General features: G+C 56.7%; 21 protein-coding genes. 10 read left to right on the top strand and 11 right to left on the bottom strand.

Annotated elements, in window-relative coordinates; translation table 11 throughout:
- Positions 1–27: 27 nt before the first annotated feature.
- The 10 genes from icmH to D8V06_RS21580 form a co-directional block, all read right to left on the bottom strand.
- On the bottom strand, positions 28–741 hold the full coding sequence (gene icmH / locus D8V06_RS21625; protein WP_056856677.1) for a type IVB secretion system protein IcmH/DotU: 714 nt from the start codon (positions 739–741) through the stop codon (positions 28–30).
- Positions 738–2,081 carry a type VI secretion system baseplate subunit TssK gene (gene tssK / locus D8V06_RS21620; RefSeq protein WP_130931747.1) on the bottom strand — a complete coding sequence of 448 codons (1,344 nt, stop codon included), beginning with the start codon at positions 2,079–2,081 and terminating at the stop codon, positions 738–740. Before tssK ends, icmH begins: the two co-directional genes overlap by 4 nt.
- A complete protein-coding gene (gene tssJ, locus D8V06_RS21615; RefSeq protein WP_130931746.1) occupies positions 2,078–2,833 on the bottom strand; it encodes a type VI secretion system lipoprotein TssJ in 756 nt (251 codons plus the stop codon). The genes tssK and tssJ overlap by 4 nt, the downstream gene beginning before the upstream one ends.
- Before the next feature lie 23 nt (positions 2,834–2,856).
- Positions 2,857–5,460, bottom strand: coding sequence for a type VI secretion system ATPase TssH (gene tssH, locus D8V06_RS21610; RefSeq protein ID WP_130904594.1), 2,604 nt, complete (start codon positions 5,458–5,460; stop codon positions 2,857–2,859).
- Entirely contained in the window at positions 5,457–6,527 is a 1,071-nt protein-coding gene (gene tssG, locus D8V06_RS21605) for a type VI secretion system baseplate subunit TssG (RefSeq protein ID WP_130906573.1), read from the bottom strand. Before tssG ends, tssH begins: the two co-directional genes overlap by 4 nt.
- Positions 6,491–8,323 (bottom strand): type VI secretion system baseplate subunit TssF, encoded by a 1,833-nt coding sequence (tssF, locus tag D8V06_RS21600; protein WP_130931745.1) that lies wholly within the window; start codon positions 8,321–8,323, stop codon positions 6,491–6,493. The genes tssG and tssF overlap by 37 nt, the downstream gene beginning before the upstream one ends.
- Positions 8,323–8,805, bottom strand: coding sequence for a type VI secretion system baseplate subunit TssE (gene tssE / locus D8V06_RS21595; RefSeq protein ID WP_056856672.1), 483 nt, complete (start codon positions 8,803–8,805; stop codon positions 8,323–8,325). The genes tssF and tssE overlap by 1 nt, the downstream gene beginning before the upstream one ends.
- Before the next feature lie 25 nt (positions 8,806–8,830).
- Positions 8,831–10,333, bottom strand: coding sequence for a type VI secretion system contractile sheath large subunit (gene tssC / locus D8V06_RS21590; RefSeq protein ID WP_056856671.1), 1,503 nt, complete (start codon positions 10,331–10,333; stop codon positions 8,831–8,833).
- Positions 10,334–10,343: 10 nt separating this feature from the next.
- The gene (gene tssB / locus D8V06_RS21585) at positions 10,344–10,877 is read right to left on the bottom strand and encodes a type VI secretion system contractile sheath small subunit (protein WP_056856670.1); all 534 of its coding nucleotides are present in this window, start codon (positions 10,875–10,877) and stop codon (positions 10,344–10,346) included.
- 68 nt (positions 10,878–10,945) lie between these two features.
- Positions 10,946–11,698: a hypothetical protein gene (locus D8V06_RS21580; RefSeq protein WP_130931754.1), complete on the bottom strand. Its 753-nt coding sequence runs from the start codon at positions 11,696–11,698 to the stop codon at positions 10,946–10,948.
- Positions 11,699–12,435: 737 nt separating this feature from the next.
- Here D8V06_RS21580 and D8V06_RS21575 point away from each other — a divergent pair.
- Complete coding sequence (locus D8V06_RS21575) at positions 12,436–12,909, top strand: hypothetical protein (RefSeq protein WP_130908502.1); 474 nt, start codon at positions 12,436–12,438, stop codon at positions 12,907–12,909.
- Positions 12,910–13,016: 107 nt separating this feature from the next.
- Positions 13,017–13,172: a hypothetical protein gene (locus D8V06_RS30455; RefSeq protein WP_177434470.1), complete on the top strand. Its 156-nt coding sequence runs from the start codon at positions 13,017–13,019 to the stop codon at positions 13,170–13,172.
- A 16-nt stretch (positions 13,173–13,188) separates the two neighbouring features.
- Here D8V06_RS30455 and D8V06_RS21570 read toward each other — a convergent pair whose 3' ends face one another.
- Positions 13,189–13,494: a hypothetical protein gene (locus tag D8V06_RS21570; RefSeq protein ID WP_130908503.1), complete on the bottom strand. Its 306-nt coding sequence runs from the start codon at positions 13,492–13,494 to the stop codon at positions 13,189–13,191.
- 549 nt (positions 13,495–14,043) lie between these two features.
- On the opposite strand from D8V06_RS21570, the gene D8V06_RS21565 reads away from it, so the two are divergent.
- From D8V06_RS21565 to D8V06_RS21530, 8 genes are all read left to right on the top strand, one after another.
- Positions 14,044–15,078 carry a hypothetical protein gene (locus D8V06_RS21565; RefSeq protein ID WP_130908504.1) on the top strand — a complete coding sequence of 345 codons (1,035 nt, stop codon included), beginning with the start codon at positions 14,044–14,046 and terminating at the stop codon, positions 15,076–15,078.
- The gene (locus D8V06_RS21560; RefSeq protein ID WP_130904589.1) at positions 15,068–15,790 is read left to right on the top strand and encodes a hypothetical protein; all 723 of its coding nucleotides are present in this window, start codon (positions 15,068–15,070) and stop codon (positions 15,788–15,790) included. Before D8V06_RS21565 ends, D8V06_RS21560 begins: the two co-directional genes overlap by 11 nt.
- A complete protein-coding gene (locus tag D8V06_RS21555; RefSeq protein WP_130908505.1) occupies positions 15,708–16,499 on the top strand; it encodes a hypothetical protein in 792 nt (263 codons plus the stop codon). The genes D8V06_RS21560 and D8V06_RS21555 overlap by 83 nt, the downstream gene beginning before the upstream one ends.
- A 21-nt stretch (positions 16,500–16,520) precedes the next feature.
- The gene (locus tag D8V06_RS21550) at positions 16,521–17,252 is read left to right on the top strand and encodes a hypothetical protein (RefSeq protein WP_130931744.1); all 732 of its coding nucleotides are present in this window, start codon (positions 16,521–16,523) and stop codon (positions 17,250–17,252) included.
- 53 nt (positions 17,253–17,305) lie between these two features.
- Positions 17,306–19,159, top strand: coding sequence for a type VI secretion system Vgr family protein (locus D8V06_RS21545; RefSeq protein WP_177434469.1), 1,854 nt, complete (start codon positions 17,306–17,308; stop codon positions 19,157–19,159).
- A gap of 12 nt (positions 19,160–19,171) precedes the next feature.
- On the top strand, positions 19,172–19,753 hold the full coding sequence (locus tag D8V06_RS21540) for a DcrB-related protein (protein WP_056856666.1): 582 nt from the start codon (positions 19,172–19,174) through the stop codon (positions 19,751–19,753).
- A gap of 35 nt (positions 19,754–19,788) precedes the next feature.
- Complete coding sequence (locus D8V06_RS21535; protein ID WP_056856665.1) at positions 19,789–20,256, top strand: DUF1795 domain-containing protein; 468 nt, start codon at positions 19,789–19,791, stop codon at positions 20,254–20,256.
- A gap of 5 nt (positions 20,257–20,261) precedes the next feature.
- On the top strand, positions 20,262–23,238 hold a 2,977-nt coding region (locus D8V06_RS21530; RefSeq protein ID WP_130931743.1), incomplete at its 3' end, for a DUF6531 domain-containing protein.

Raw genomic sequence — 23,238 nt, 5'->3', positions numbered from 1 at the left:
TTCCTGACTCGGTTACCTGACCTGTGCTCAGGCACTGAACAGCTGGCTGATTTGTTCGGACAGCGCGGCGACTTCTTTGCCCAGCAGCCAGTCCAGCGTCAGGTAAACACCTGCGCAGACCAGCGCAATCAGCGCCAGGTAGAGCCAAAGCGGAACTTCATGACGCAGCATCTGCGAAACCTGGTCTGGCAGTGCCCAGTCGGGCGAGAGTGCCTTGGGCGTCTTGCGAAACCGCGCGATGTCCTGGCCCAGGGTATTGGCCAGGTAACGCAATTGGTCCTTTTGCCCGATGCTGAATTTGCCTTCGAAACCCAATGCCAGGCACAGGTGGTAAACCTCGAGTACATCGAGGTTCTGTTTGACGTCGCCGCGCAACGAATCGATTTTTTCGAAGAAACCTTCACCGGCCAGGTGCACGCCGAAGTAGCGGAATTGCAACGGCTGCAATTCAAAGTGGCGGCGCAACTCGTTGTCGCCGGAGCGCAGCACGCTTTCATCGAGGAACGCACACAGCGCGTACTGGGTGTCTTTGACCTGTTCAACGCTGTAGTCGGCACTGCGCGCTTCACGCTCCAGTGTCTTGAAGAAAGCGTCGACGCTCGCTTCAAAGGCGCTGACCGAGGTCACTTGCCGACCCTTGCGCACGATCAGCGCCATGCTGATGAAATCCTGCACCAGGTCTTTGAGCGTCGGTTTTTCGCTGGCAGCCGCAACGGCGCCTTGCAGTACGGCTTCGGTCATTTGAGTACCGCCATCAGTTCAAGCTTGAGGTTGGTGAACGCGCTGGGCGCATAGAAAGAAATGGCCTGGGCACTCATCATGCGTTCGTAGACCCGGCCATGGGGCTCGATGGAGAAATAGTGATTGTCCAGTCGCACCGGGATCGCATTGGGCAGGCGCGTCGAGTGGTTGAGCGTGACGCCCGGCATGGCGCTGTTGACCACCACTTCGATGTCCTCCGGCGAGCCGACCTTGAACGCCCGCGGCACCAGTTCCAACAGGCTTGCGCCTGGCATGTCGGCATGCACGGAAATGTAGAAATCCGCCTCTGCCAGCCGTGGATCGTGCAACTGCCCTTGCCAGTACGAGGGCTTGGTCTGCGTCAGGTTGATCACCACGCACTGGTTCGGCACGACGTTGTCGAGCAGCACGCGAATCATTTCGTCGAGCTTGACCAGCGAGGCCGCCGGGTCGTGGTGGTCGTACTCGGGAATGTCGTTGAGCTGCGTATCCAGCGAAAACGTCAACAGGCCGCCGGCGAGTTCGGCCAGGAACAGGTACAAACGTTCGGGATGCAAACGCGGGTGCGCGAGCAAATGCGCCAGGCTCGGGTGGGCGCGGTTCACCGTGTTAAGCAGCCAGAACAGGGTCACGTCGCTGGAACCGAACTCGGCGATCTGGTCCGCGCGCTCGCGACGGCGACCGGACAACGCCTTGCTCTTGGATTGCAATGCACCGAGCAGACGCTTGCCCAGCCCGACCAGGGTGTCGTGGGTGCCCAGGTGCAGCGTCGGGTGCACAAAATGCCCGTCGAGGTTGAAGCCGCCGATGTTGTTGCGTGACAGCCGGGCAATCGGGCACCAGGTGTAGCCATCAAGGTTGTCGCCGTCGATCAGCATCACCACGTTCAGGCGCAGGCTGGTGATTTCGTTTTCCAGGTCGCCTTCGTTGAGGTCCGGCAGGGTGTCGAACTGCTTGCGAAAGCGTCGTCCGGTCTTTTGTTCCTGGCCCTCTTCAACGTAATTCAGGCCGAAGGGCTCTGGCAGTTTCAGCGCGGCGTAGACCTTCAGGTCGTTTCCCTTGAGCAGGTCTTTCAAGTCACGGGCCGCGGGCAGCGGATCATGCTGCGGCGCGTCGAACAGGCTGCCGTCGGGAAACACCAGCTTCAGCCGTTTGAGCTGCAAGGAACCGGTGGCGAGGGCTTCCTCGTCCACTTCCAGCAACTGCACGCCCCAGTGAAAGGGCGTATTGCGCAGCGTCGCCTGCGCCAGCTGATGCTGGTGGAACTCATCCTGATACTGGAAATGTTGTGGCAAAAGGAACATGCCTTCGGACCACATCACCCGGCTTTGCTTACTCATTGAGCGCCTTCCAAAAATGAATTCAATTTCGAGTCCAGCGCTTTTTGCGCGGAACTGGCCGCTTTGTCCTGGGCCTTTTCGATCACGACGTCCTCAACCCGTTCGGCCAGCGTCGGCTGGACCTGCTGGTCGGGCAGGGTGTAGGCCTTGGCGAGCTGCTCTTCGGTCTTGGGTTTGTTCAGCACGTCGACGCCGCTGACGGCGGACACCGTGTTGTTGTCCACCAGCACCCGCAGGCCATCGGAAGAGAACCAGATGCCGTCCTTGCGCAACGAATTGGCGTCAAACGCGACCTTCCAGCGGCTGTTTTCCTCCGAGCGGAAAAAAGCCGCGACGCCGACATAACCTGCGGCTTTGTTCAGTGGCCACTTGTCGACCTGACCCATACCCGGCAGCAAAGTGATTTCACGGTTCTCGATCAGGGTATTGCCGAGGGCTTTTTGCGGGTCGTCCCACAACGAATCCGCGTCAACCGATGAAAAGCGCTCCAGAGAAGTCAGCTGGTAGACCCGCAGCACCACCGAAAGCGGTTTGCCGGAGGCGTCGGGGTTGAGCTGGTTGCCGCCGTCGGACGTCAGGATGACTTTTTCGCTGTCATCGAACAGCATGTCGCCGGCCCACGTGTCGTCGACCCGCTTGCCGACCCGGTCGGTGACGCCACACGCCGTCAGCGCCAGCATCACCGCCACCGCCGTCAGGCATTTAGCCAATGCCGTTTTCGCGGGCTGCTTCCCTGTTTGTCTGTTATCCATGACCGCTACCTGTAAATGCTCGATCAGCACAGGCGATAGGCGAAGTCGCCGTCGCTGCCCAATTCGATGTTCAAACTCTGGATCGGTTTGTCCTGCGCCATTCGCTCCAGTACCCGCTGCGCGAGTTCCGGCATCAGGGTCTTGGACAAAATGTTGTCGATGTTGCGGGCGCCGCTGTCGACTTCCGTGCAGCGCGAGGCAATGGCTTTGACCAGCGCCTCGTCATAGCTCAGGACGGCCTGATGATTTCGCTCGAAGCGCTGGCGAATGCGCTCCAGCTTGAGTGCGACGATGCGCTCCAGAATCGCGTCCTTGACCGGGTAGTACGGGACGATGGTCAGGCGGCCGAGGAAGGCTGGCTTGAATACCTGATTCAGCTCGTCACGCAGTCCTTCGACGATGGCTTCGGGCGTCGGTTGCGGCTGGGCATTGAGGCACCACTGCATGATGCGGTCGGTGCCGGTGTTGGACGTGAGGATGATCACGGTATTGCGGAAATTGATCTCGCGACCCTCACCGTCATCCAATACGCCTTTGTCGAACACCTGGAAAAACAGTTCGAGCACGTCCGGGTGGGCCTTTTCCACTTCATCGAGCAGCACCACGCTGTACGGCTTGCGCCGCACGGCTTCGGTCAACACACCACCCTCGCCATAACCGACATAACCCGGCGGCGAGCCCTTGAGGCTGGAGACCGTGTGGGCCTCCTGGTATTCGGACATATTGATAGTGATGACGTTACGCTCACCGCCGTACAGGGTGTCCGCCAGCGCCAGTGCGGTTTCGGTCTTGCCGACGCCGCTCGGGCCGAGCAACAGGAACACGCCGATCGGTTTGTTCGGGTCTTCCATGCGGGCGCGGGAAATCTTGATGCGCTTGCCGATTTCATGCAGCGCGTGGTCTTGTCCGAGTACCCGCTCAGCCAGCAGTGCAGGCAGGCGCTGCACGGTTTCGATTTCGTCGCGCAGCATCTTGCCCAAGGGAATGCCGGTCCAGCCGGAAATCACTTCACCGATGGTGCCGCCATCCACCAGGGCATGCACCAGCGGTTGCTCGCCCTGGACGCTGGCCAGTTCGGCGCGTACGGCGGCAATCTCAATGGCATCGGGTGATTGATTCTCGGGGTGGCTGAGGGCACCGAGTTGCTCCACCAGTTGCAGCTCGCGTTGCCATTGTTGTTCGAGGGCGTCGCGGGTCTGCTGCTCACTCTGCAACTCGGCATTGAGGGCGGTCAGGCGTCGGGCGTGGTCGCTGCCTTTGGCGGCTTCCTGCTCCAGGACCGAAATTTCCGCCTGCAAGTTGTCGATCTGACGCTTGCAGTCTTCCAGCGGTCCCGGCTGCGCCGATTGCCCCAAGGCAACCCGTGCGCAAGCGGTGTCCAGCACACTGACGGCTTTGTCCGGCAACTGGCGCCCGGTGATGTAGCGATTGGACAGGCGCACGGCCTGCACCAGTGCTTCGTCCATCACCGTGACGTTGTGGTGCTCCTGCATCTTCGCCAGCAAGCCGCGCAGCATGTGGATCGCCTTGTCTTCGTCCGGCTCTTCGACCTTCACCACCTGGAAACGGCGGGCGAGGGCGGCATCCTTCTCGAAGTACTTCTTGTACTCGGCCCAGGTGGTCGCCGCGATGGTGCGCAGTTCGCCGCGAGCCAGGGCTGGCTTGAGCAGGTTGGCGGCATCGTTCTGCCCGGCCTGACCGCCCGAACCGATCAGGGTGTGGGCTTCGTCGATGAACAGAATGATCGGATGCAGGCTGCGCTTGGTTTCTTCGATGACCGACTTGAGGCGGTTTTCGAACTCGCCTTTCACGCCGGCTCCGGCCTGCAACAAGCCCAGGTCGAGGGTGTGGATGGCAACGCCTTTGAGTACCGACGGCACGTCACCTTGAATGATGCGCAGCGCCAGGCCTTCGACCACGGCGGTTTTGCCGACGCCGGCTTCACCGGTCAGGATCGGATTGTTCTGGCGGCGGCGGGTCAGGATGTCGACCATCTGCCGCACTTCGAACTCCCGGCCCAGCACCGGGTCGATCCGGCCTTCGCGAGCGCTTTGCGTGAGATTGATGGTGTACTGATCGAGGGCCGGCGTCTTGCCGTTGCCTTTAACCGGGCTGCTGCTCACACCGCCAGTGGTGTCCAGTGGTTTGGCCTGTTGCGACTCGGCGCTGCCTTCTACCAACGCGTTGAGATTCACGCGCAGATCGTCGGCGTTGATCTTCTCCAGCTCGGCCGCACCCGCGATCACCACCCGGCGCAGCTCGTCGTCATCGAGCAAGGCCTGCAGCAGATGACCGGTGCGGATCTGTGCCTGGCCGAACTCGATGGACGCCAGGACCCACGCCTGCTCGATCATGCGAGTCAGGTGCGGGGACAGTGCCGGGGTGCGAGAATTGCCTTTTTTGAAAGTCCCCAGTGCCGTCACCAATTGCGCCTGCAAGCGCTCGGGCACCACATCGTAATGACGCAGGATCGCCGGCAGGTCGTTATCGCTGCTGTCGAGCAACTGCAACAACAGATGCTCGACTTCAACGTCGTAGTGGTGTTCCGACAGACAAAGCGCCGCGGCGCTCTCGGTGGCAGTGCGGCTGGTGTCGTTCAGCTTGGCGAACAGGGACTTCAGGTTCACAGGGAGACCCCATCAAAAGGAATGTGGAAGAGCGCGCAACGGGAGGGTTCCACGTCGACGCCTGGTCGTTTGAGCCAGCCGAGCCGGCCCAGTGAGACGTTGCCCTGGCGACCAAGGCGGGCGACGGGTACGGCTTGGGTCTTGAGCTTGGGCGCCAGTTGGAAGTCGAGTTCCGCACCGACATAGAAACGCACCAGTTCGAGCAATTTCTGGTAGTCGACGGCGCCTGGCTGCAAGCGTTGATAGTCGGCCAGTTCCAGTGGTGCGGTTTCGATGCGCACGCACGACTGGTAATCCCAGACCCGGTTACCGGCGACCGCGCTTTGCCCTAGCACGGCGTTCTTGCGGCCCAGTTGCGTGCATTGGCTGGCTTCGAGCTTCAGCCAGCGACCGGCGAACGGCTTGACCTTGAACGGCAGCGAAAAATAGAAGCTGAGCATCACTTCCAGGTTCAACGCATTGCGTGGTTTCTGGGCGAACAGGCCGGAGAAATAGCTGAACAGTTCGCGGCGCAGGGGCGAGCCTTGTTTGTCGAATTTCTGTTTCTGCGCCTCCGGGCCGAAGCCCACCAGGTTGAGCAGATAGCGGTCGAAATCCGAGCTGCCGTTGCGTTCGTACTCGATGTAAAACTTGTACTTTTGCCAGGCCTCGTAAAACAGCGTGGTCATGCGGTGCGAAAAGATGTCGAGGAAGGCGTGCGCTGCATCATCCCGATACTGGATGTGTCGCTCGATCAACAGCTCGGTGTATGGGCGCGGCAACACACCCGACGGCCCCACCAGTCCCATGAACGTGACTTGCACCTCGGACAGCGGCAGGCCAGCCACGGACACCTTGCCTTCGCGCTCAAACTGCAAGTCGCTGACTTCACTGGCCGGGAAGTTGAGCGACAGCTGCGAGCGAAAACGCAAAGGGTCTTCGTGCGGACGGGTTTGCAGGTCCATGCGCCCGGTTCTGCTGTAATGCAGGCGAAGCAAGCGCACCAATTGGAAAAACTCGAATCGGTGCGGCTCAGCCCGTGCCTGGTCAATCAGACCAGAGGTTGATCGCCGGTTCGCGGTGGCCATTGGACGACTCTCTTTTCGCGCTGCAAGGTGCGAAGGGTTAATTGGGTAAAACTGTTCATGGAGCAGTACTGACCAAAGAAGTGGTCGAGCACCATGCCGAACAAAAACACACCGCTGCCGGTGTATTGGCTTTCATCGAAATTGAGGGTGATACCGACGCCTCGAACGAAGTTCGGCCGTGGGTGACCGATGCGTGCAACGACCGGTTCGCTGCTCACCGAGACGATGCCGTTGATCTGTTTGCGGATCGCCGACACGTTTCGGTAGTTGTAGAGCGACAGCAGCTCCAGCAGCACTTCGCGGCCACGGGACACCAGTGACATGTGGTTCAGCGACAGGTGCGAAATCAGTCGCCAGATCACCCCGTTGCCCAGCGGTACACGAACAGTGGCGGTGGGTTTGCGCAGGCAGCGGATGTCCTTGATCACCGAGTTGCCGGGGATATTGAAATCGCCGCGCTCGCCACCGAAAGGCAGCATCAGGGGCAAGTCGCGGTTGCTGCAGGTCAGGCGGATGCTCAACGTATCGTTATTGGCCTCCAGCAAACCCAATTCGCGATCCACCACGCGGATAAACACGTTCGAGCCATCGCGCTGGCCGAACTGCACGGCGCGGCGCCGGGCAATCCAGAAACTTTGGCCGGAACCTTGATCGCCACGGGGTTCGAAAAACGGATGGCAAGTGCCGACCTGATCGATACCGCCGACCTTGCGCACGCGCCGTACGCGATCGATCGACACCACTTCGGCCGAGCTTTGCAGGCGCACATCCGGCGTCACCGCGTACTCGTGCTGAGCGTGGGTCAACTTGATTGGCTCGGCCTGCTGGCGGAACAGGTTGATGATCGGCGTGCAGTTGAGCTTGAAGTTATTACGCCCGATATTTTGCGTCAGACGCGCCAGGCGATCGCTGAGGTCGTAGTCGGAAAAGTAGAAGTTGACCTCGACTTTCTCGATCTCCTTGCCCGCCAGAATGCGCGCGAACCCAGACAGGTCGAAGAACATGAACTTGTCGGGGAAGGTGAAGTATTCGTGCAGCAAGCGATAACCGAGGAACGAGCGCTCCGAGTAATCCACCAACCCTTCGTCCAGACCGTAACCGACAGCTTTCAGCGCGTTGGCCGGCAAGACCACCTCGCGGCTGCGCCCCTGATCCTCGAAGCTCAACGTGGCCTTGGCCAGGTTGTTGAACAGCAGCTCGTACAGTTGCAGCATCAACGTGCTTTCGCCGTCGAGGAAAAACCGCAGGCTGTCGAGTTCCATCTTGCCGAACATCACATCGGAGGTCGCTGTCAGGCCGATGCGCAAGCGGGCGACCAGGTCGGCGCTGTGGCCGTTGAATGCCGAGCGCTCCATCTCGATGAACGACGCCTGCTGCACGGCTATTGGCCACAACTCGACCGGGTAGCAGGTGCGGAATTTACACACCACGCCATCGATCGGGTTGGCACTGAGCTCGGTATGCCGGGGCACACGGAACGCTTCGGTGACCTTTTCCTGTTTGCCCAGGTTGAACTCGACGATCGACATCGACGGGGTAGGGCGCAGGTAATGCGGGTACAGCACTTCGAGAAACGATTCGACGATTTCCGGCAGCTCATCGTCGAGTTTTTTGTGCACCCGCGCAGAGAGAAACGAGAACGCTTCGATCAAGCGCTCGGTGTGCGGGTCTTCGCAGTTATCGCCCTCGATGAGCAACCGCGAAGCGATTTTCGGATACTGGCTCGCAAACTCCTGGCCCAAAAAGCGCAGGTGCGACAGTTCCTTTTCGTAATAGGGCAGCAGATCGTCGAGCATCAGTTGAGGTTCTGCACTTTGTATTCCTGGGTGTTGACCTGCAGCACCGCGTCGAAGGACACCTGACGGGTGATGTCTTGCAGGCGCAGGACCGCGTCCACGCGAAAGGTCAGCATGCGTTGGCCGGTCTGTTGTGCGAGCAGCTGGACTTTTACGCTGCGAAAGCGCCGGTCGCCGACCGTGATCGCCTTCTCCAGCTGCCGCTGGATCAACAGGCGATCTTTCGGATCAAGCACGCTGCGACTGGTGAAGTCCGGCATGCCGTAGTCAAGGATGGTGCCGCCCAGATTGACGAAACCGTCCAGCTCGCTGGCGACCAGGGACTGGCGCGTGTTGACCAGAATCTCCAGGTCGCGAACGATGCTGGCCTTGTAATCGGCCAGCGAACACAAGCGTTGCGATGACGCTTCGATGGACTGATGCGGACGATCGTCCAGCAATCGGTCCAGCAGTGATGGCAACAGCTTGTGTTGACTCGTCATATCGCCTTCCTGGCAAAGTGTTCGATCAGCCGCGGGTCGATTGCGGCAATTCAGCAACCAGACGCAACGATGCAGTCAGTTCGTCCAGTTGATAGTGCGGGCGCAGGTACGTCACAGCCTTGTAGACGCCCGGCTTGCCCGGCACCTCGAACACTTCGGCACGCGCTTCGCGCAATGGGAACTTGGCCTTGGCTTCCTGGCTCGCGGTGTCGTCCAGCAACACGTAGCTGGAAAGCCACTTGTTGAGGAACAGTTCGACGTCCTTGCGCGAGGCGAAGCTGCCGATCTTGTCGCGCATGATCGCCTTCATGTAGTGCGCGATGCGCGAAGTGGCGAAGATGTACTGCAATTGCGCGGAAAGCCGGGCGTTGGCGTTGGCGATATCGGTGTTGTACTGCTTCTGTTTCTGCGCCGACTGGGTGCCGAAGAACGCGGCGTAGTCGGTGCCTTTGCAGTGCACCAGCGGAATGAAACCGAGGTCCGACAGCTCTTTCTCGCGGCGGTCGGTGATGGCAATCTCGGTGGGGCACTTGAGGGCGATTTCACCGTCATCGGTCTTGAATGTGTGGGTCGGCAAACCTTCAACCAGACCACCACCCTCGACACCACGAATTGCCACGCACCAGCCGTAACGGGAGAACGCATCAGTGACCCGAGTGCCCAGTGCGTAGGCGGCGTTCATCCACAGGTACTTGTTGTGGTCGCGTCCGTCGACGCTTTCGACGAAGTTGAATTCCTCGACCGGCGTGGTATCCGGGCCATACGGCAGGCGACCGAGCACGTGGGGCAGGGTCAGGCCGACATAGCGCGAGTCTTCGGAGGCGCGGAACGACTTCCACTTGGCGTATTCGACGGTGTCGAAAATCTTCGCCAGATCCCGTGGCCCGGACATGTCGGTAAACGAATCCCAGCCGAACAGTTCAGGCGAGGCTGCCGAGATGAACGGCGCGTGGGCGGCGGCGGCGACATGGGAAATCTCTTCAAGCAGGTACATGTCTTCCGGGCTGCGGTTGAACTCGTAGTCACCCAGCAGCATGCCGAACGGTGCACCGCCGAAGGTGCCGTACTCTTCTTCGTAGATCTTCTTGAAAAGCGCGCTCTGGTCGAATTCAGAAGCGGCCTTGAGATCACGCACCAGGTCTTTCTTCGACGCGTTGAGCAAGTGAATCTTCAGCGTGGTGCTGGTTTCGGTCTGGTCGACCTGATACTTCAGGCCACGCCAGGACGCTTCCAGCTGCTGGAATTCACTGGCGTGCATGATCTCGTTCATCTGCTCGGAAAGCATCGCGTCGATCTCGGCGATACGCGCATCGAGCACGGCGATCAGGTCCTTGCTCGGCGTCATTTCGCCTTCAAGGATCTGGTTGACCAACTCGCCAATCAGGTCGCGGGTGCGGGTGCGCTCGGTCTCGGAGCGGGCCACGCGGCTTTGCGAAATGATGCTGTCGAGCAGCGAGGATTGCGCGGTGAAGTTTTCCACTTCAACCAGTTCGCTGTCCTGTTGAGTCACGGTTTGCTTGTCGTTCATCGTCAGGCTCCTACGCTTTGCCGTCGGTGGCTGGAACGGCGGCTTCGCGCCCGAATTCCTTGCCCAGGGTTTTCAGCTTCTCGGTGTTCTGCAACACGTCCATCAACAGCTCTTCGAGCTTGTCGTTACCACCCATCTTGTTGCGCAGGTCCGCCAGCTTGTTGCGCACGTCCAGCAGCTTGCGCAGCGGCTCGACCTGCTTGACCACGTTCTGCGGTTCGAAATCTTCAAGGGCGTTGAAGTTGAGCTCGACGCCCAGTTGTGTACCGTTTTTCGCCAGCGTGTTGTCGACGCGGTAGGTCAGGCGCGGCTTGATGCCCTTGAGCACACCGTTGAAATTGTCGCGGTCGATGAAAATGAACTTGCGGTCCTTGAGCTTCGGCAGCGGCTCCAGCGGGTTGCCGGAGAAATCGCCCAGCACACCGACGACAAAGGGCAGCTCTTTCTTTTCCTGAGCGTCACCGATATCCACGTCATAGGTGATATGGACCCGAGGCGCGCGGACGCGGTCGAGTTTGTGCTGGGTACTTTCCTTCTTCGCCATCGTGATCTCCTGTGCGAACAATTCGCTGCAAGTCGTGTGCGTGTCGGTTCAATGGGTGGCCGAGCGCGTTACATTCCTTCGATCGTCAGCAGCAGGCGCTGACGGATTTCATCGTTCATGTCCATGATGTTTTCAAAGCCCACCAACTCTTCGAAGCTGGTGTTGCCGGCGATCTGGGTGCTGCTGCGGATCACGGCCTCGTCGGGCAACTGCGAGCGAACCGGCGAGCTGATCACGCAGAAGGGCAGGTCGCCGAATTCCTTCAAGCGTTCGAACGTGACGGGAAAGCGCAAGCCTTCGAGCAGGCGGCTGATGCCGGGCGACTTGCTCAGGCAGTAGAACAGCACCAGGTAATGCACCACGAAGCGGTACAACTCGGCGCTGCTGCGATTGGGGTCTTTGATGATGGCGCGGAAGCGGGCCAGGTCGAACGAACTGAAGCCGACCACCCAGCGTACGGGGCTGGTGATGCGAATGCTTTGACCGTTTGCGCTCAGTACCTTGTCGTACTCCAGCGCAAACAATTGCGGGGTAGTACTGAGCAGGTTGAGGGGGACTTCGAGCTCATTGACCAGCTGGAACGGAGCGGCCGAGCCGATGCGGTCGTAGAGCTCCTTGAGCTCCTTGAAATGGTGCTGGGTCTCGCGCCCGCTGCTGCGTTGCGCACCCTGCAGGTACTCACCGAAAAACGTCTGCGGACGAATCAGCAAAGCCAGGGTCGCCAGATAATCCGCGGCCTGCGCCTTCAGCGCATCGGAAATGGCCCGGGTCTGGCTTCGCAGCTTGATCAATGCTTCAACATCAAAAAACGCTTGAGTCATCGGTACATCGTCCTTGAACACTCCACGCCTCCCTGGCTTAAAAAAACCGGTGCATGTCGAGTGGTTTGATTTCCCATGGACATTCGTCCACGAGAGGTAATTGCTGATGTCGGTCATCAAAAAAACACACTGCCGGAACCAACCGGGAGTGTGATGCTGGCATATGGATATTGAGTTGCCAGTAACGCCGTGTATGGCAACACGTCGTATCGAAAAGTTCATTCGGCGGCGGATTTTTTCTCGTTTTTGTTACACACCGCAATGATGCCTTCTTGCCACTATTTGCTGGATGTGTCTGTCAGACAGTTCCGAAAGTCAGTCAATTCAATGGTTTCAGAGGGGTTGTGGATCCAATTTTTAATCGAAAATATTTTAAAAAAGGTGAAGCGGTTCACCTAATACCCACTTGAGTGGCCGTTGACGAAAAAATTGCAGGACGAGTGTCATATAGCCGTCAACGAAGTGATGGCATCTCAGGATGTCGGGATATACAAGGCGGCCTCTCCATGGCTGAACAAGTGTTCGGGCAATATCGCGTTACATACCGTCGATATTTCTGTATAACGCGCCAAGTACGACTGCACTCAGTAACTTTCAGGTCGGGCCATACAATTGCGTGAAGGCTTTCGCGCCTTCGTGGGCTGGCATTTCCGGACGGTCGGAGCAGACATGATCGTCATGTTCTACGAGCCGATGGAAGGTTTGGTGCTATTCACCTTCGATTACAGTTGAATTCCATGAATAAGGCCGAACCGCAATCTCTTGTCGTCAGAGTCAAAAAGTATCTCGCGATTATCTTTTTGCTCTGCCTTCTAGGCGTTTCCATCTATGCGTACCTGCACAAACCAGAGTTTCCTGCTGAGATAGTCCTGAAGCAAGACTTCATTCCGGGACAGTCGATCTACATCGTTCAAGATGCCAGGGATGCAGATGAACCCAAAAGCCTGAGGTTCTACGTCAACAATGACGGCGGTAGGAATAATGAGACGATGAAGGTGCGCCTCGGCAAGACCCCGCCCTTCCTGGTCTCGGAAACTGACTTGAAAGACGTGGTAATCCAGCGTGTCTCCAACGGCCTGCACATCAAACTCAAAGGCGCAGTCTCGAACTACCAGAGCAACCTTTACCTTGAAGACGGCGACACTTACACCACGTTTCGTGTAAGCCTTGAGCAAGTCGAAACGCGACCGCCCTTGCCGAGTGGTCGGTAGGCTTACTTCAGCGAGGCAATCACTGCGCAGACAACCGCAATCGCCAGCGCCGGCCACTGCATTGGCAAATCGATGATACTGGTTGCTGGCGGGGACTGGTCGTATTGATGGCGTGCCTGCTGCCATTCTCGTTGCGCATGCTCAAGCTGGCGAACAGGGCGGCGATGTTGCTGGCGTCCGAGCGCTTGGTATTTGCGAACTTGAAGGCGCCATTGCTGATCGGCACATCGCCGATTTTGGCCTGCATTTTGGTGATTATGTAGGTTTCGGATTACTGTTCTATTTTTCTTCCATCTGGGTTTTTAGTCGACGTAGCGTAGGGGATTCTCCTCCGATCAGTTCGATTTTAAATTCCGCAAAAGCTAGCTCAAGTTCTGCGTATTGCTGCAAGCCGTCTTCAGTGAACAAGTAGCATCCAGGGATATCCCGCCACTCCAAAGGTGTGCGGATTCGGCCTCGTTCAGCCCGGTCCATCAGGGGCGCCAGCTCTAGATCCAGTTGAGCTACAGCAGGGTCCTCTGCCATCAATGCATCGATGGTCGACCGTAGCCTCAGAGTTTTTTCTTTCAGTTTTTCGATATCCATGGGAACGGATTTTTCCGTATTGGATTACTGGCCACAATGATGTCTGATTGCCACTACTTGTGGGATATGTCTGTCAGGTAATTCTGAAATTCAGCCAATTCAGTGATTTCGACGACGTAGTGGATCAAGTATTTAATCCATATCTATGTGAAGCCGGTTCAATATTGAAGGCTAACAAGCAATTCGGAGGCGATGAGTGATGTGCTAGCATTTCGACATATGATTTCCTGAGAAAAAATACCTGCTTGACACTTGGTGTTGCATAGGTGTTTCCTTTCGCACGTGCTCAGATGACGATTGAAAAATGTGATGCAGTTCTATTTTTGTTGAAGTCCTTCGGCACTTTTTCCGCAGGGTGGTTGTCGCACCCACGGGTCATTTTCCGCCGTTTGTGATTCAGGAAGACAATTGAAACAGCGGTTTTTTCGTGATGGTTGATGGGGCAATGCTCTTCGGGCGGAGTATGGCCCAAGAAAGATTGGTCAGTTATTGCACGGAGCAGGTTTTGCCGAAGATCTTTTCGGGAAGGCGGTATTAGGAGAAAGGAACATGGACGAAAGGTTTTTACCCTGCACAGTGGCGAACCCCCGTGGCACACGATCACAAGCTGGATTGATTGGCGGCGGTAGGCTTCCGTTTCCCAGCGAACTCGCCTCGCGGGCTATTCCTGCACCGCCAAATTTTGCCGGTTACTACGCGACCAACGATTACAACGCGGCGATGTTTCTTGCCCATGAACTGGCTTCGCCCGAATTGGAAATGTCGCCGAGTGAGGCGCAAGAGTCCTTGCAGTTACTGCGCTCGTTAATCAGGAATTTGTCTTCGGCGAAGGACGTTTCCGTCGAAGCGCTGCAAGAATTACAGAAAACCGCAGCGGCCATCCCGGAGATAGGCTCTTTGTTGTTTTCTCCAGCCAACTTGCCTGGCACGTTGGTCAGTGCAGGCACCAGCGTAGCTGCATTTTCCAAGTCGAAGTCGGTTGTAGACTTGCTGGATCTCTCCGCGGCCGACAAGAAAAAACTGATCAAGTGGGCCAATAGTCGGGGCACAGCGAACTCGATCTCGGCTAAGAAAGCCTTCAAAGGCAGGATAAAACTGATTCGGGTTGCAGGGCAGTTGCACTTCGAGGTGCCGATTACTGCTCAGGCACAAAGTTACAAGGTGCTCGGTCGGGTTGGAGGGCAAGTTGCTAATCTTCCGGCTTATGGAACAAAAACTGCACTGAGTAAGCGTGCAATGTTGCATGCCGGAGGAGCGGCAGGCGGACTAAAATTCATGACGGGTAATACGGTGGGTGTGGCGCTAGCCATTGGGCCGCAGGCTTATCTGGATTATACAAGTTCGACTTCAATGGAAGAGTTTTATAGGGAGTCTGCATATAGCCAGCCTACTAACGTAGCGGCGTTCGCCAGTGGTGTATTAGTGAGTTTTTTTATGGGGTCTTCGCTGGTTGCAGCTCCATTGGTAATAGTGTTGTTGGTTGGTTGGGGTGCTGGTCTGGCAGTTCAATATTATATGGGTAAGTCCGGCGCTGATAAAAAGATTGGTGGTTCAATAAATAAGTTGATTGATCATGCTTTTTGATCCTGCTGTAGATACGGTGAAAACTGGTCCGTGGGTTGTTTTTCTTATGGTTGTGTTTTTTGGTATGTTTGGTCCGCCAGGAGTGCCATATTATTGGTCTATATATTGTGTTGTAGTGGTTTTTTTCTTGCTCATAACTCTTTTTTTGGTTGGGGCTTGTGAGCGATATGTGTTTTTTGTTGTGATGATATTTTTCACTGGTGTCGGCATAATGGGTTTTTTGTTTTCTAGTGTTTTGTATTTGGTTGTCTCGGATTTTTTTGGAGAGGGGAGTTTTAAATCGATCGCTATTGGACTGTCGCCCTTGATTTTGATTTCTTTGGCGGTAGCGATTGCTGCTTATGGTAGAAGTCATTTATCAAGCTTTAGACTTGAAGGCAATAAAGTGGCTTTTAAGGTCGAGAGCCGAGAGAAGTATAGTGCAGGTTTTCTGGCAGGGCTTCTTACTCTAACAGGGGGGGGAGTGTTGAAATTAATAGGTTCATTAAATGGTGGTGCGCTTGGGGTTTTAGTCGGTACATCTGGTTGTATAGCTTTAATACTTTACTGTCGGCATACAATCCAAGGTCTTCGCGCGCTGCGACTCCGGGAGCATACAATGCCTACTCCGTACACCTTCATGAGAATCGATGAAATACGCGAAGCCCGCAGTCGTTGGTGGTTGGGGAGATTATTTAAATGGTTGCTTTCTTCGCGTCAGTCTCATGATTGATTCGCAAAATTTAAAGAAGGGTGGGTGGATTGTCTTTTTTTCTGCTGCTCTATTTGGTGCCTTTGGTCCCTCAAATTTGAGCTATTTCTGGTGGGTATATCTATTTTTTATAGTTGCACTGCTAGGTTTTGTTTTGTACGTAATTTATAGCTGTGAACGATTTGTGTTGTATCTGTCGTCACTGTTTTTGCTGGTGGTCGGTATCTTTACTTACCTAGCCTGTACGGTGGCATATCTATCTGCTTCGAGAGTCTTAGGTGGGAACAGTTTGCTTGCTGCACTGGTGGGCTTGTCACCAGCGCTAACAGTGTTTTTAACGGTTGCCACAATACTCTATGGGGAGACGGTTTTTTTTCCTTTCGAGTGCAAAGGGAATAGAGTTGCCGCGCGGGGTAAGGGGCAGAGCAATAAAAGTCATAGTGTTGGATTGGTAGTGGGTGCGGCTGTGCTCACAAGCGGAATATTTTTCAAGTCAGTTGATGCGCAGACAAGCAATGTACTAGCAGTCGTAATCTGCACTGGATGTTCAATAGCTATTTCGATTTTGTCACGTCACAGTATTCGAGGTCTGCGCACGCTTCACATCCAAGAACGAAATATGCCTGCACCCTATACCTTCATGGAAATTGACGAAATACGTGAAGCTCGCAGGCGCTGGTGGTTGAGTAGGTTGTTTAAGTGGTTAACTTCCCTGCGTTCTTCGACGTGATGTGGCGCGGAGTCGAGTGAAATGGTCATGATTGATGCTAAGAATATAAAAAAACAAATTTTTCTAATGTTTATTGGAGTGGCCTTTTTTGGTGCTTTTGGACCCTCAAACTTGAAGTATTTTTGGTGGTGGTATTTTTTTATTGTTGTGGTTGGTTTTGGTTTTAGCCTATATCTAATTTATTGCTGTGAGAGATATATTTTGTTATTGGCGACGGTGTTGTCAGTTGCGATATGTATTTTTCCTTATATTGCTGGTAGTCTGGCGTACTTGATTGTCTCAGATTATTTTGGCAAGGGAGATCCTAGATCTGTAGCTATTGGGATAGCACCGATCACTATAGTGCTTATGATGTTTTTGGTGATTTTTTATAGTAAGGCATCGTTCTTTCCTTTCGAATGCGTAGGCAATAGAGTCGCGCCTCGACCTAAAAGAATTGTGAATTCCAGGAATTATAACCTTGGATTAATTTCCGGTGTATCGACGCTCACAGGCAGTATGTTTCTAAAGTCGGTGGGTGCAGAAACGGGCGGCATGTTTGTGGTGGTAGCCTGCACGGTGCTTTCTGTAATTCTTCTTTTCTACGTACGTCATGGCATCCGCGGTCTCCGCACCCTTCATATCCGTGAGCGCAAAATGCCAACCCCCTTCACCTTCATGCAAATCGACGAAATTCGCGAAGCCCGCAGCCGCTGGTGGCTGGGTCGGTTATTCAAGTGGTTGGGTTCCCTGCGCCAGTCGACAGGTTCCTGACGATCAGAACGTTAATGCGGTGGTTGCCCGAATATTGATTCCAGGAGTTGCACATGACAATGGACCTTTCATCCCTGTTTACCGCACAGAACCGGCGCCTGTTCAAACTGACCATGCCGCTCAAAAGTGGTCAGGAGCTCTTGCTTGAGTCTTTCACCGGACACGAAGGCCTGTCGATGGAGTTTGGTTTCCATTTGGACCTTCTGTCCGATGATGCCAGCGTAAAACTCAAATCCGCCATGGGGCAGTCGGCGACGATAGAGATCGAACTGGCGACGGGCGCAAGTCGTTACATCAACGGGCATGTACTGCGTTTTGGCAGTAATGGCAGCGACGGTGGGATGTGTCGGTATTTCGCGCTGATTGGCTCCTGGCTCAGTTTGCTTGAACAGCGGTTCGACTCGCAGATATTCCAGGACCAAACCGTCGAACAAGTGATCACCCAAGTGTTCAGTCGTTATGAAGGGCTGGCCAAGTTCGAATTTCGTATCAACCGTACGCTCAAACCCCATAGCTATATCACTCAGTATCGGGAAAGTGATCGGCATTTCGTCATGCGCCTGCTGGAGCACGAAGGGCTGTTCTATTACTACGAACATGCTGCCGACAGTCACACGCTGATCATCATGGATGATTCAACCCAGTTGCCTGCGCTGCCAGAGCAGCCACAAGTGCGATTTCACACGGCGTCCATCACAGAGTCGGCGGATTCAATCACTCACTGGAATGCGGTAAGGGAATTGCAGTCGAGCAAGATAGCGGTCCAGACGTTCGATTACCGTCAGCCTCGAAACCGCCTGCCGGTCAGCATGAACAGTCTCAATCAGCAGGGCGATGTACCGGCCTACGAGATTTACGATTTCATGGGCCAGTACACCCATGCAAACTATGACGATGGCGAAGTGTTGGTGCGCAATCGTATCGAGGCTTTGGAGCTCAGGGGCAAGGGATTTTCGGGAAGGAGCAATTGCCGTGCGATGCGCCCGGGCTATACGTTCGAACTCACGCAGCATTACGAACACGATAATGGCTCAGTCGAGGATCGACAATTCTTGCTGACGTGCATCGAGCACTGGGGCAGTAATAATTACCTGTCCGGCGGGCAGGCGGGTTATGCCAACAAGTTTGATTGCGTACGCAAGAAAATCAAGTTCCGACCGCAGCTCGACACGCTGACGCCAACGATTTCCGGCCCGCAAACCGCCATTGTTGTCGGCCCACCTGGCGAGGAAATCTATACCGATGAACTGGGCCGGGTGAAAGTACAGTTTCACTGGGACCGCTACGGCGAGTTCAACGACAAGAGTTCCTGCTGGGTCCGTGTCGCACAGTCCGGCGCCAGTGGCGGTTTCGGCAGTGTCTTGATCCCTCGCGTTGGCGACGAGGTGGTTGTGGCTTTCCTTGATGGAGACCCCGACCGCCCGCTGGTCATGGGCAGTCTCTACAACAGCCAGAACACACCGCCTTGGTCGCTGCCGGCGAACAAGACCCAGAGTGGTTTTTTGACCCGGTCAATGAAAGGTGACGGCGGTACGGCGAACTTCTTCCGCTTCGAAGACAAGGCCGGTGCCGAGCAGATCATCATGCATGCCGAGCGCAACATGGACACCGAGATTGAGGTCGACGAGACCCACAGTGTCGGCAGCAACCGCACGATCACGGTCGGTGGCACGCACACTGAAACGATCAAGAAAGACACGGTGATGAATGTCCAGGAAGGCTCGCTGACGATTCAGGTCGATAACCAGTTCATCCAGGTCAACGCCAAGCAACACATCATTCTTCAGGTGGGGGAGAGCAGCATCATTCTCACGCCGGACGGCATCGAGATCAAAGGCAAGACGATCAACACGGTCAGTACCGGCACGACCCAGATCACCGGTTCCGAGGTCAGGGTCAATGACTGAGGTAGCGGCGCGATGATCAGAACCAGCCTCTACGATCGCATTTCCGAAAAGCGTATTGCGCAAGAGGAAGCTGAACGGCTCGCCCAGCAGAACGCGGTCCCCGTCCAGCCTGAGCCCGAGCCGGAACCCGCGCCTGTGGTGGCGCTGAAAGACACGCCCAGCAGCTTCAGTTTCGCGGGATTCAATCTGGCATTTCCGACGGGTTTTCAATTCCGCGAGATCCAGACCACTGTCGAGCACGAAGGCGAACCGGTCAGCCTGACGATCAAGCGACGTGATGTGCAACAGGGGCAGACCCTGGAGCAACTGTTCGATGCCTCGGTGCAGGCGTTTCGCAAGGAACACCCGGACGTGCGCATCATTCGCCAGCGCGATGTCATCGTGGCCGGTAGTACGGCGAAGTCGGCGGATCTGCATTTCAAGAGCGGCCATGCCGATCGACACGCGCGCCTGGTGGGTGCGCTTGTGCCGGTCGTTGGACGTGAAGATATGCAATGGCTGAGTATCGGTTGCGAGATTGATCCGGCAAGACCCGCGCTCAGTCTCTGGCTGGTTGATTTTGACGGCATGCTCGATGACCTCGCGGCCAGCTGAAATACCCTTTTTTTGAATTCAGGAATTTACATCACATGGATTATGAGTTGCAGGAAGGCAGCATTGCGTTGCCACAGGGTTTCCAGGATCGAACCGTAAACATGTTTGTGCTGGGGGCAAGCATTCCCGCACCATTGAGCATCACCATTTCCCGCGATACTTTGCTGCCCGGCGAGGCGCTCAAAGCCTACGTCGAACGTCAGATCAAGATGCTCGCGTCCAAGCTGCGCGGCTATACGCTACTGGGCAAAAAAGCCGTAGCGCTGTCGACTTCGGCGCCGATCGACGGCGTGCAGATCGATGCGTATTACATGACCGATGGCCGACCGTTCTACCAGCGTCAGGCAGCGTTTCTGATTTCACCGGGACGCGCGATAATCTTTTCCACTACCGCCCAGGCTGATTTCAGCAGTGAGCAGAACCAGAACTGGGTGGACCTGCTGGCGAGCTTTCAGCCTCGCCTGCCGGGCGACTCCGTGACCGACTCCAGCGCTCAGGAGTAACGGTCATGTTCGAAGCCGCAAGGTTTGGTGATGAACTGTCGCACACCAGTGCATTGGGCGGGTTTCTCATCGGCGCAGCACTTGGCATAGCGTTGATCGCTACGGTGGCGATCGCGACGTTTACCTGTGGGTTTGGCGTGGCATTGTTGGCAGGTTTACTGGCAGGCGTCGGAGGTAGCCTGCTCACCGCGGCCGGAGAAAAGATAGGCAGTATGTTTTCTTCACCCGCGGGGACCATTGTCACCGCGTCGCCCAACGTCTTCATCAACAGCCGCAAGGCAGCCCATGTGGAGAAAAGCACCGGCGCCTGCGATAAGCATCCAGGCCCGGTGAAGGTCGCCGAAGGTTCAACCAACGTCTTCATCAACGGTACGGCGGCTGCTCGCAAGGGCGACAAGTTGACCTGCGGTGCTACCCTCTCCAGCGGTTCGGACAATGTTTTCATCGGTGGCGGAACCTACCGCTACCTGCCGGTGGACGATGAAATTCCCGGGTGGCTGCGGACCACGGTCGACATTCTGATGGCGGTTGCCGGCGCGGCGGGCGGTATCGCCCAATTGATCAAGGCCGGGACCCAGGCCGGCATGAAAGCCGTCATGCCCTGCGTCCTGAAATTCACCGCCGGATTCGTCGCCGGTGAGGTGGCGTCGCGTTACGTCGTGGGCCCTGCCATCGAGCGCGCGGTGGGTGGCTTGATCGGCAACCCGGTCGACGCGACTACCGGCCGCAAGGTCATCACCGACGAAACCGACTTCAGCCTGCCGGGCCTGATGCCTATTCAATGGTCGCGGTTCTATGCAAGCGACCTGGGTGTCGACAGCGTACTTGGAAAAGGATGGGTCCTGCCCTGGGAGCAGAGCCTGCGTCGCAGTGGCGCTTTTGTCTATCTCACCGACAATCAGGGGCGCAGCGTTCCGTTCGTGGACGTGCAGCCAGGGGAGCGCATCTACAACCCGCATGAACAGGTGTATCTGGTTTGCACCGAAGGCGGTCACTATCTGCTGCAAACCCTCGACAACACCTTTTTTTACTTCGGCGAAGTCGAAGACGACAACATCCCCGTGGCGCTGCAACGCATTGAAAATGCCCTGGGTCATTTCCTGCATTTCACTCGCACCGCTGAAGGTACGCTCACCGACATCAGCGCCACTGGTGGCGTGCGGGTGCACCTGCATTACGACAACCCGCTGGGTCGCCTCACCGATGTCAGGCGTATAGTCGCCAACGAGGCCGTTGAAACGCTGGTGCAGTACCGTTACGACAAGCACGGCCAGCTCAATGAAGTGATCAATCGCAACGGTGATTCAGTACGCCGTTTCAGCTATGCCGACGGTGTGATGGTCAGTCACAGCAATGCCCTCGGCCTGACCTGCAACTACCGCTGGGAACACATCGATGGCCAGCGGCGCGTGGTGGAGCACTGGACCAGCGATGGCGAACGTTACCTGTTCCGTTACGACAGACAGGCCCGTATTACGTGGGTCACCGATGTGCTCGGGCGCGAAGCCGAGCTTCATTACAACGCCGATCATCGCGTCACCGCCAGCCGCGACTTCGGCGGCGAACACTACGCCATCGATATCGATGACAGCGGCAACATGACTGGCCTGACACTGCCGGATGGCAACAGACTCACGCTCAAGTACGACGAATACTCACGCCTGCTTGAAGAGAGCGACCCGCTCGGGCGCACGATCAAATACCGCTATCACCACCTGACCCCGCTGATCACCCAGGTGGACTACCCCGACGGCAGCACATGGCAGGCCCGCTACGACGACAAAGGCAACCTCATCGCCGAAGTCGACGCCCTCGGTCACACCACCGAATACCTCAACGGCGACGATGGCCTGCCACACACCATCATCGACGCGACCCACAAGTCCAAATACCTGTGGTGGAACACCCTGGCCCAGGTCGAGCGCTTCCAGGATTGCTCGGGTAAAACCACCACATACCGCTTCGACGAGCGCCAGCACCTGGTCGCCGTCACCGACGCGTTGGGCCAGACCACCACGCTGGAACGCAAACCCGACGGCGAAGTGCTGCGCATCCATCACCCGGACGGCAGCGGCGAATCGTTCACCTACAACGCCCTCGGCCAGGTGCTGACGCACACCGACGGCAAAGGCCAGACCACGCGTCTGCTACGCACCGCCCGGGGACTGCCGAGCAGCCGCCAGGACGCCAAGGGCCAGCGCATCCGCTACGAATACGACGCGGCGATTCGCCTGACCGCGTTGATCAACGAAAACAACGCGGCGTACCAGTTCGCCTACGATGCGTCCGACCGGCTGATCGAAGAAAAACGCATCGACAACCTGACCCGGCGCTTCAGCTACAACCTGGGCGGGCATCTGACCCAGGTCGACGAAACCGGCTACGGCGAACGCGGCGAGCGGCCACAACGCCGCACCGAATTCGAGCGCGACAGCATTGGCCGGCTGCTGGCCAAACTCAATGCCGATGCCCGTCAGGATTATGCATATGACGACGGCGATCGCCTGCTGTCGATCCAACGCCTGCCGACCGCGCAGGGCAAGCAACTGGGTGTCAGCGAAGAAACCCTCGAATTCTCCTACGACCTGCTCGGCCGCCTGATCCAGGAGACTACGGCGCAAGGTGCCTTGTCCTACGAGTACGACCCGCTAAGCAACCTCACCACCCTGATGTTGCCTACCGGCCAACACCTCAATCACCTGTACTACGGCAGTGGCCACCTGCACCAACTCAACCTCGACGGCCAGCTCATCAGCGACATCGAGCGCGACGACCTGCACCGCGAAGTCCTGCGCACCCAGGGCGCGCTCACCAGTTGCTTTGGCTACGACGCCATGGGCCGCAAAGCCTGGCAATTCGCCTCTACCTTGCCGGCAGAAAAGCTCTCGCAAATTCACAATCCAGGCATCCAACCTGCGCTGTTGGTCGAACACGCCTACAACCCGATCCACCGCCGCCATCAATACGACCCGGCTGGCGAGT

Source organism: Pseudomonas sp. Sample_24 (genome assembly GCF_004307605.1).
GTDB lineage: Bacteria > Pseudomonadota > Gammaproteobacteria > Pseudomonadales > Pseudomonadaceae > Aquipseudomonas.
Note: the sequence above shows the minus strand (reverse complement) of the source record. Positions and strands in the feature narration are given on the sequence as shown.

What these genes read in the sequence shown, in the direction of transcription:
- D8V06_RS21550 (WP_130931744.1), top strand. Translation starts at nt 16,521, where the DNA reads ATGGTCATGATTGATGCTAAGAATATAAAAAAACAAATTTTTCTAATG.
- D8V06_RS21540 (WP_056856666.1), top strand. Translation starts at nt 19,172, where the DNA reads ATGATCAGAACCAGCCTCTACGATCGCATTTCCGAAAAGCGTATTGCG.
- tssG (WP_130906573.1), bottom strand. Translation starts at nt 6,527, where the DNA reads ATGGCCACCGCGAACCGGCGATCAACCTCTGGTCTGATTGACCAGGCA.
- D8V06_RS21580 (WP_130931754.1), bottom strand. Translation starts at nt 11,698, where the DNA reads ATGACTCAAGCGTTTTTTGATGTTGAAGCATTGATCAAGCTGCGAAGC.
- D8V06_RS21575 (WP_130908502.1), top strand. Translation starts at nt 12,436, where the DNA reads ATGAATAAGGCCGAACCGCAATCTCTTGTCGTCAGAGTCAAAAAGTAT.
- tssB (WP_056856670.1), bottom strand. Translation starts at nt 10,877, where the DNA reads ATGGCGAAGAAGGAAAGTACCCAGCACAAACTCGACCGCGTCCGCGCG.
- D8V06_RS21570 (WP_130908503.1), bottom strand. Translation starts at nt 13,494, where the DNA reads ATGGATATCGAAAAACTGAAAGAAAAAACTCTGAGGCTACGGTCGACC.
- D8V06_RS21545 (WP_177434469.1), top strand. Translation starts at nt 17,306, where the DNA reads ATGACAATGGACCTTTCATCCCTGTTTACCGCACAGAACCGGCGCCTG.
- tssC (WP_056856671.1), bottom strand. Translation starts at nt 10,333, where the DNA reads ATGAACGACAAGCAAACCGTGACTCAACAGGACAGCGAACTGGTTGAA.
- icmH (WP_056856677.1), bottom strand. Translation starts at nt 741, where the DNA reads ATGACCGAAGCCGTACTGCAAGGCGCCGTTGCGGCTGCCAGCGAAAAA.
- tssK (WP_130931747.1), bottom strand. Translation starts at nt 2,081, where the DNA reads ATGAGTAAGCAAAGCCGGGTGATGTGGTCCGAAGGCATGTTCCTTTTG.
- D8V06_RS21555 (WP_130908505.1), top strand. Translation starts at nt 15,708, where the DNA reads ATGAAATACGCGAAGCCCGCAGTCGTTGGTGGTTGGGGAGATTATTTA.
- tssJ (WP_130931746.1), bottom strand. Translation starts at nt 2,833, where the DNA reads ATGGATAACAGACAAACAGGGAAGCAGCCCGCGAAAACGGCATTGGCT.
- D8V06_RS30455 (WP_177434470.1), top strand. Translation starts at nt 13,017, where the DNA reads ATGGCGTGCCTGCTGCCATTCTCGTTGCGCATGCTCAAGCTGGCGAAC.
- tssE (WP_056856672.1), bottom strand. Translation starts at nt 8,805, where the DNA reads ATGACGAGTCAACACAAGCTGTTGCCATCACTGCTGGACCGATTGCTG.
- tssF (WP_130931745.1), bottom strand. Translation starts at nt 8,323, where the DNA reads ATGCTCGACGATCTGCTGCCCTATTACGAAAAGGAACTGTCGCACCTG.
- D8V06_RS21535 (WP_056856665.1), top strand. Translation starts at nt 19,789, where the DNA reads ATGGATTATGAGTTGCAGGAAGGCAGCATTGCGTTGCCACAGGGTTTC.
- D8V06_RS21560 (WP_130904589.1), top strand. Translation starts at nt 15,068, where the DNA reads ATGCTTTTTGATCCTGCTGTAGATACGGTGAAAACTGGTCCGTGGGTT.
- D8V06_RS21565 (WP_130908504.1), top strand. Translation starts at nt 14,044, where the DNA reads ATGGACGAAAGGTTTTTACCCTGCACAGTGGCGAACCCCCGTGGCACA.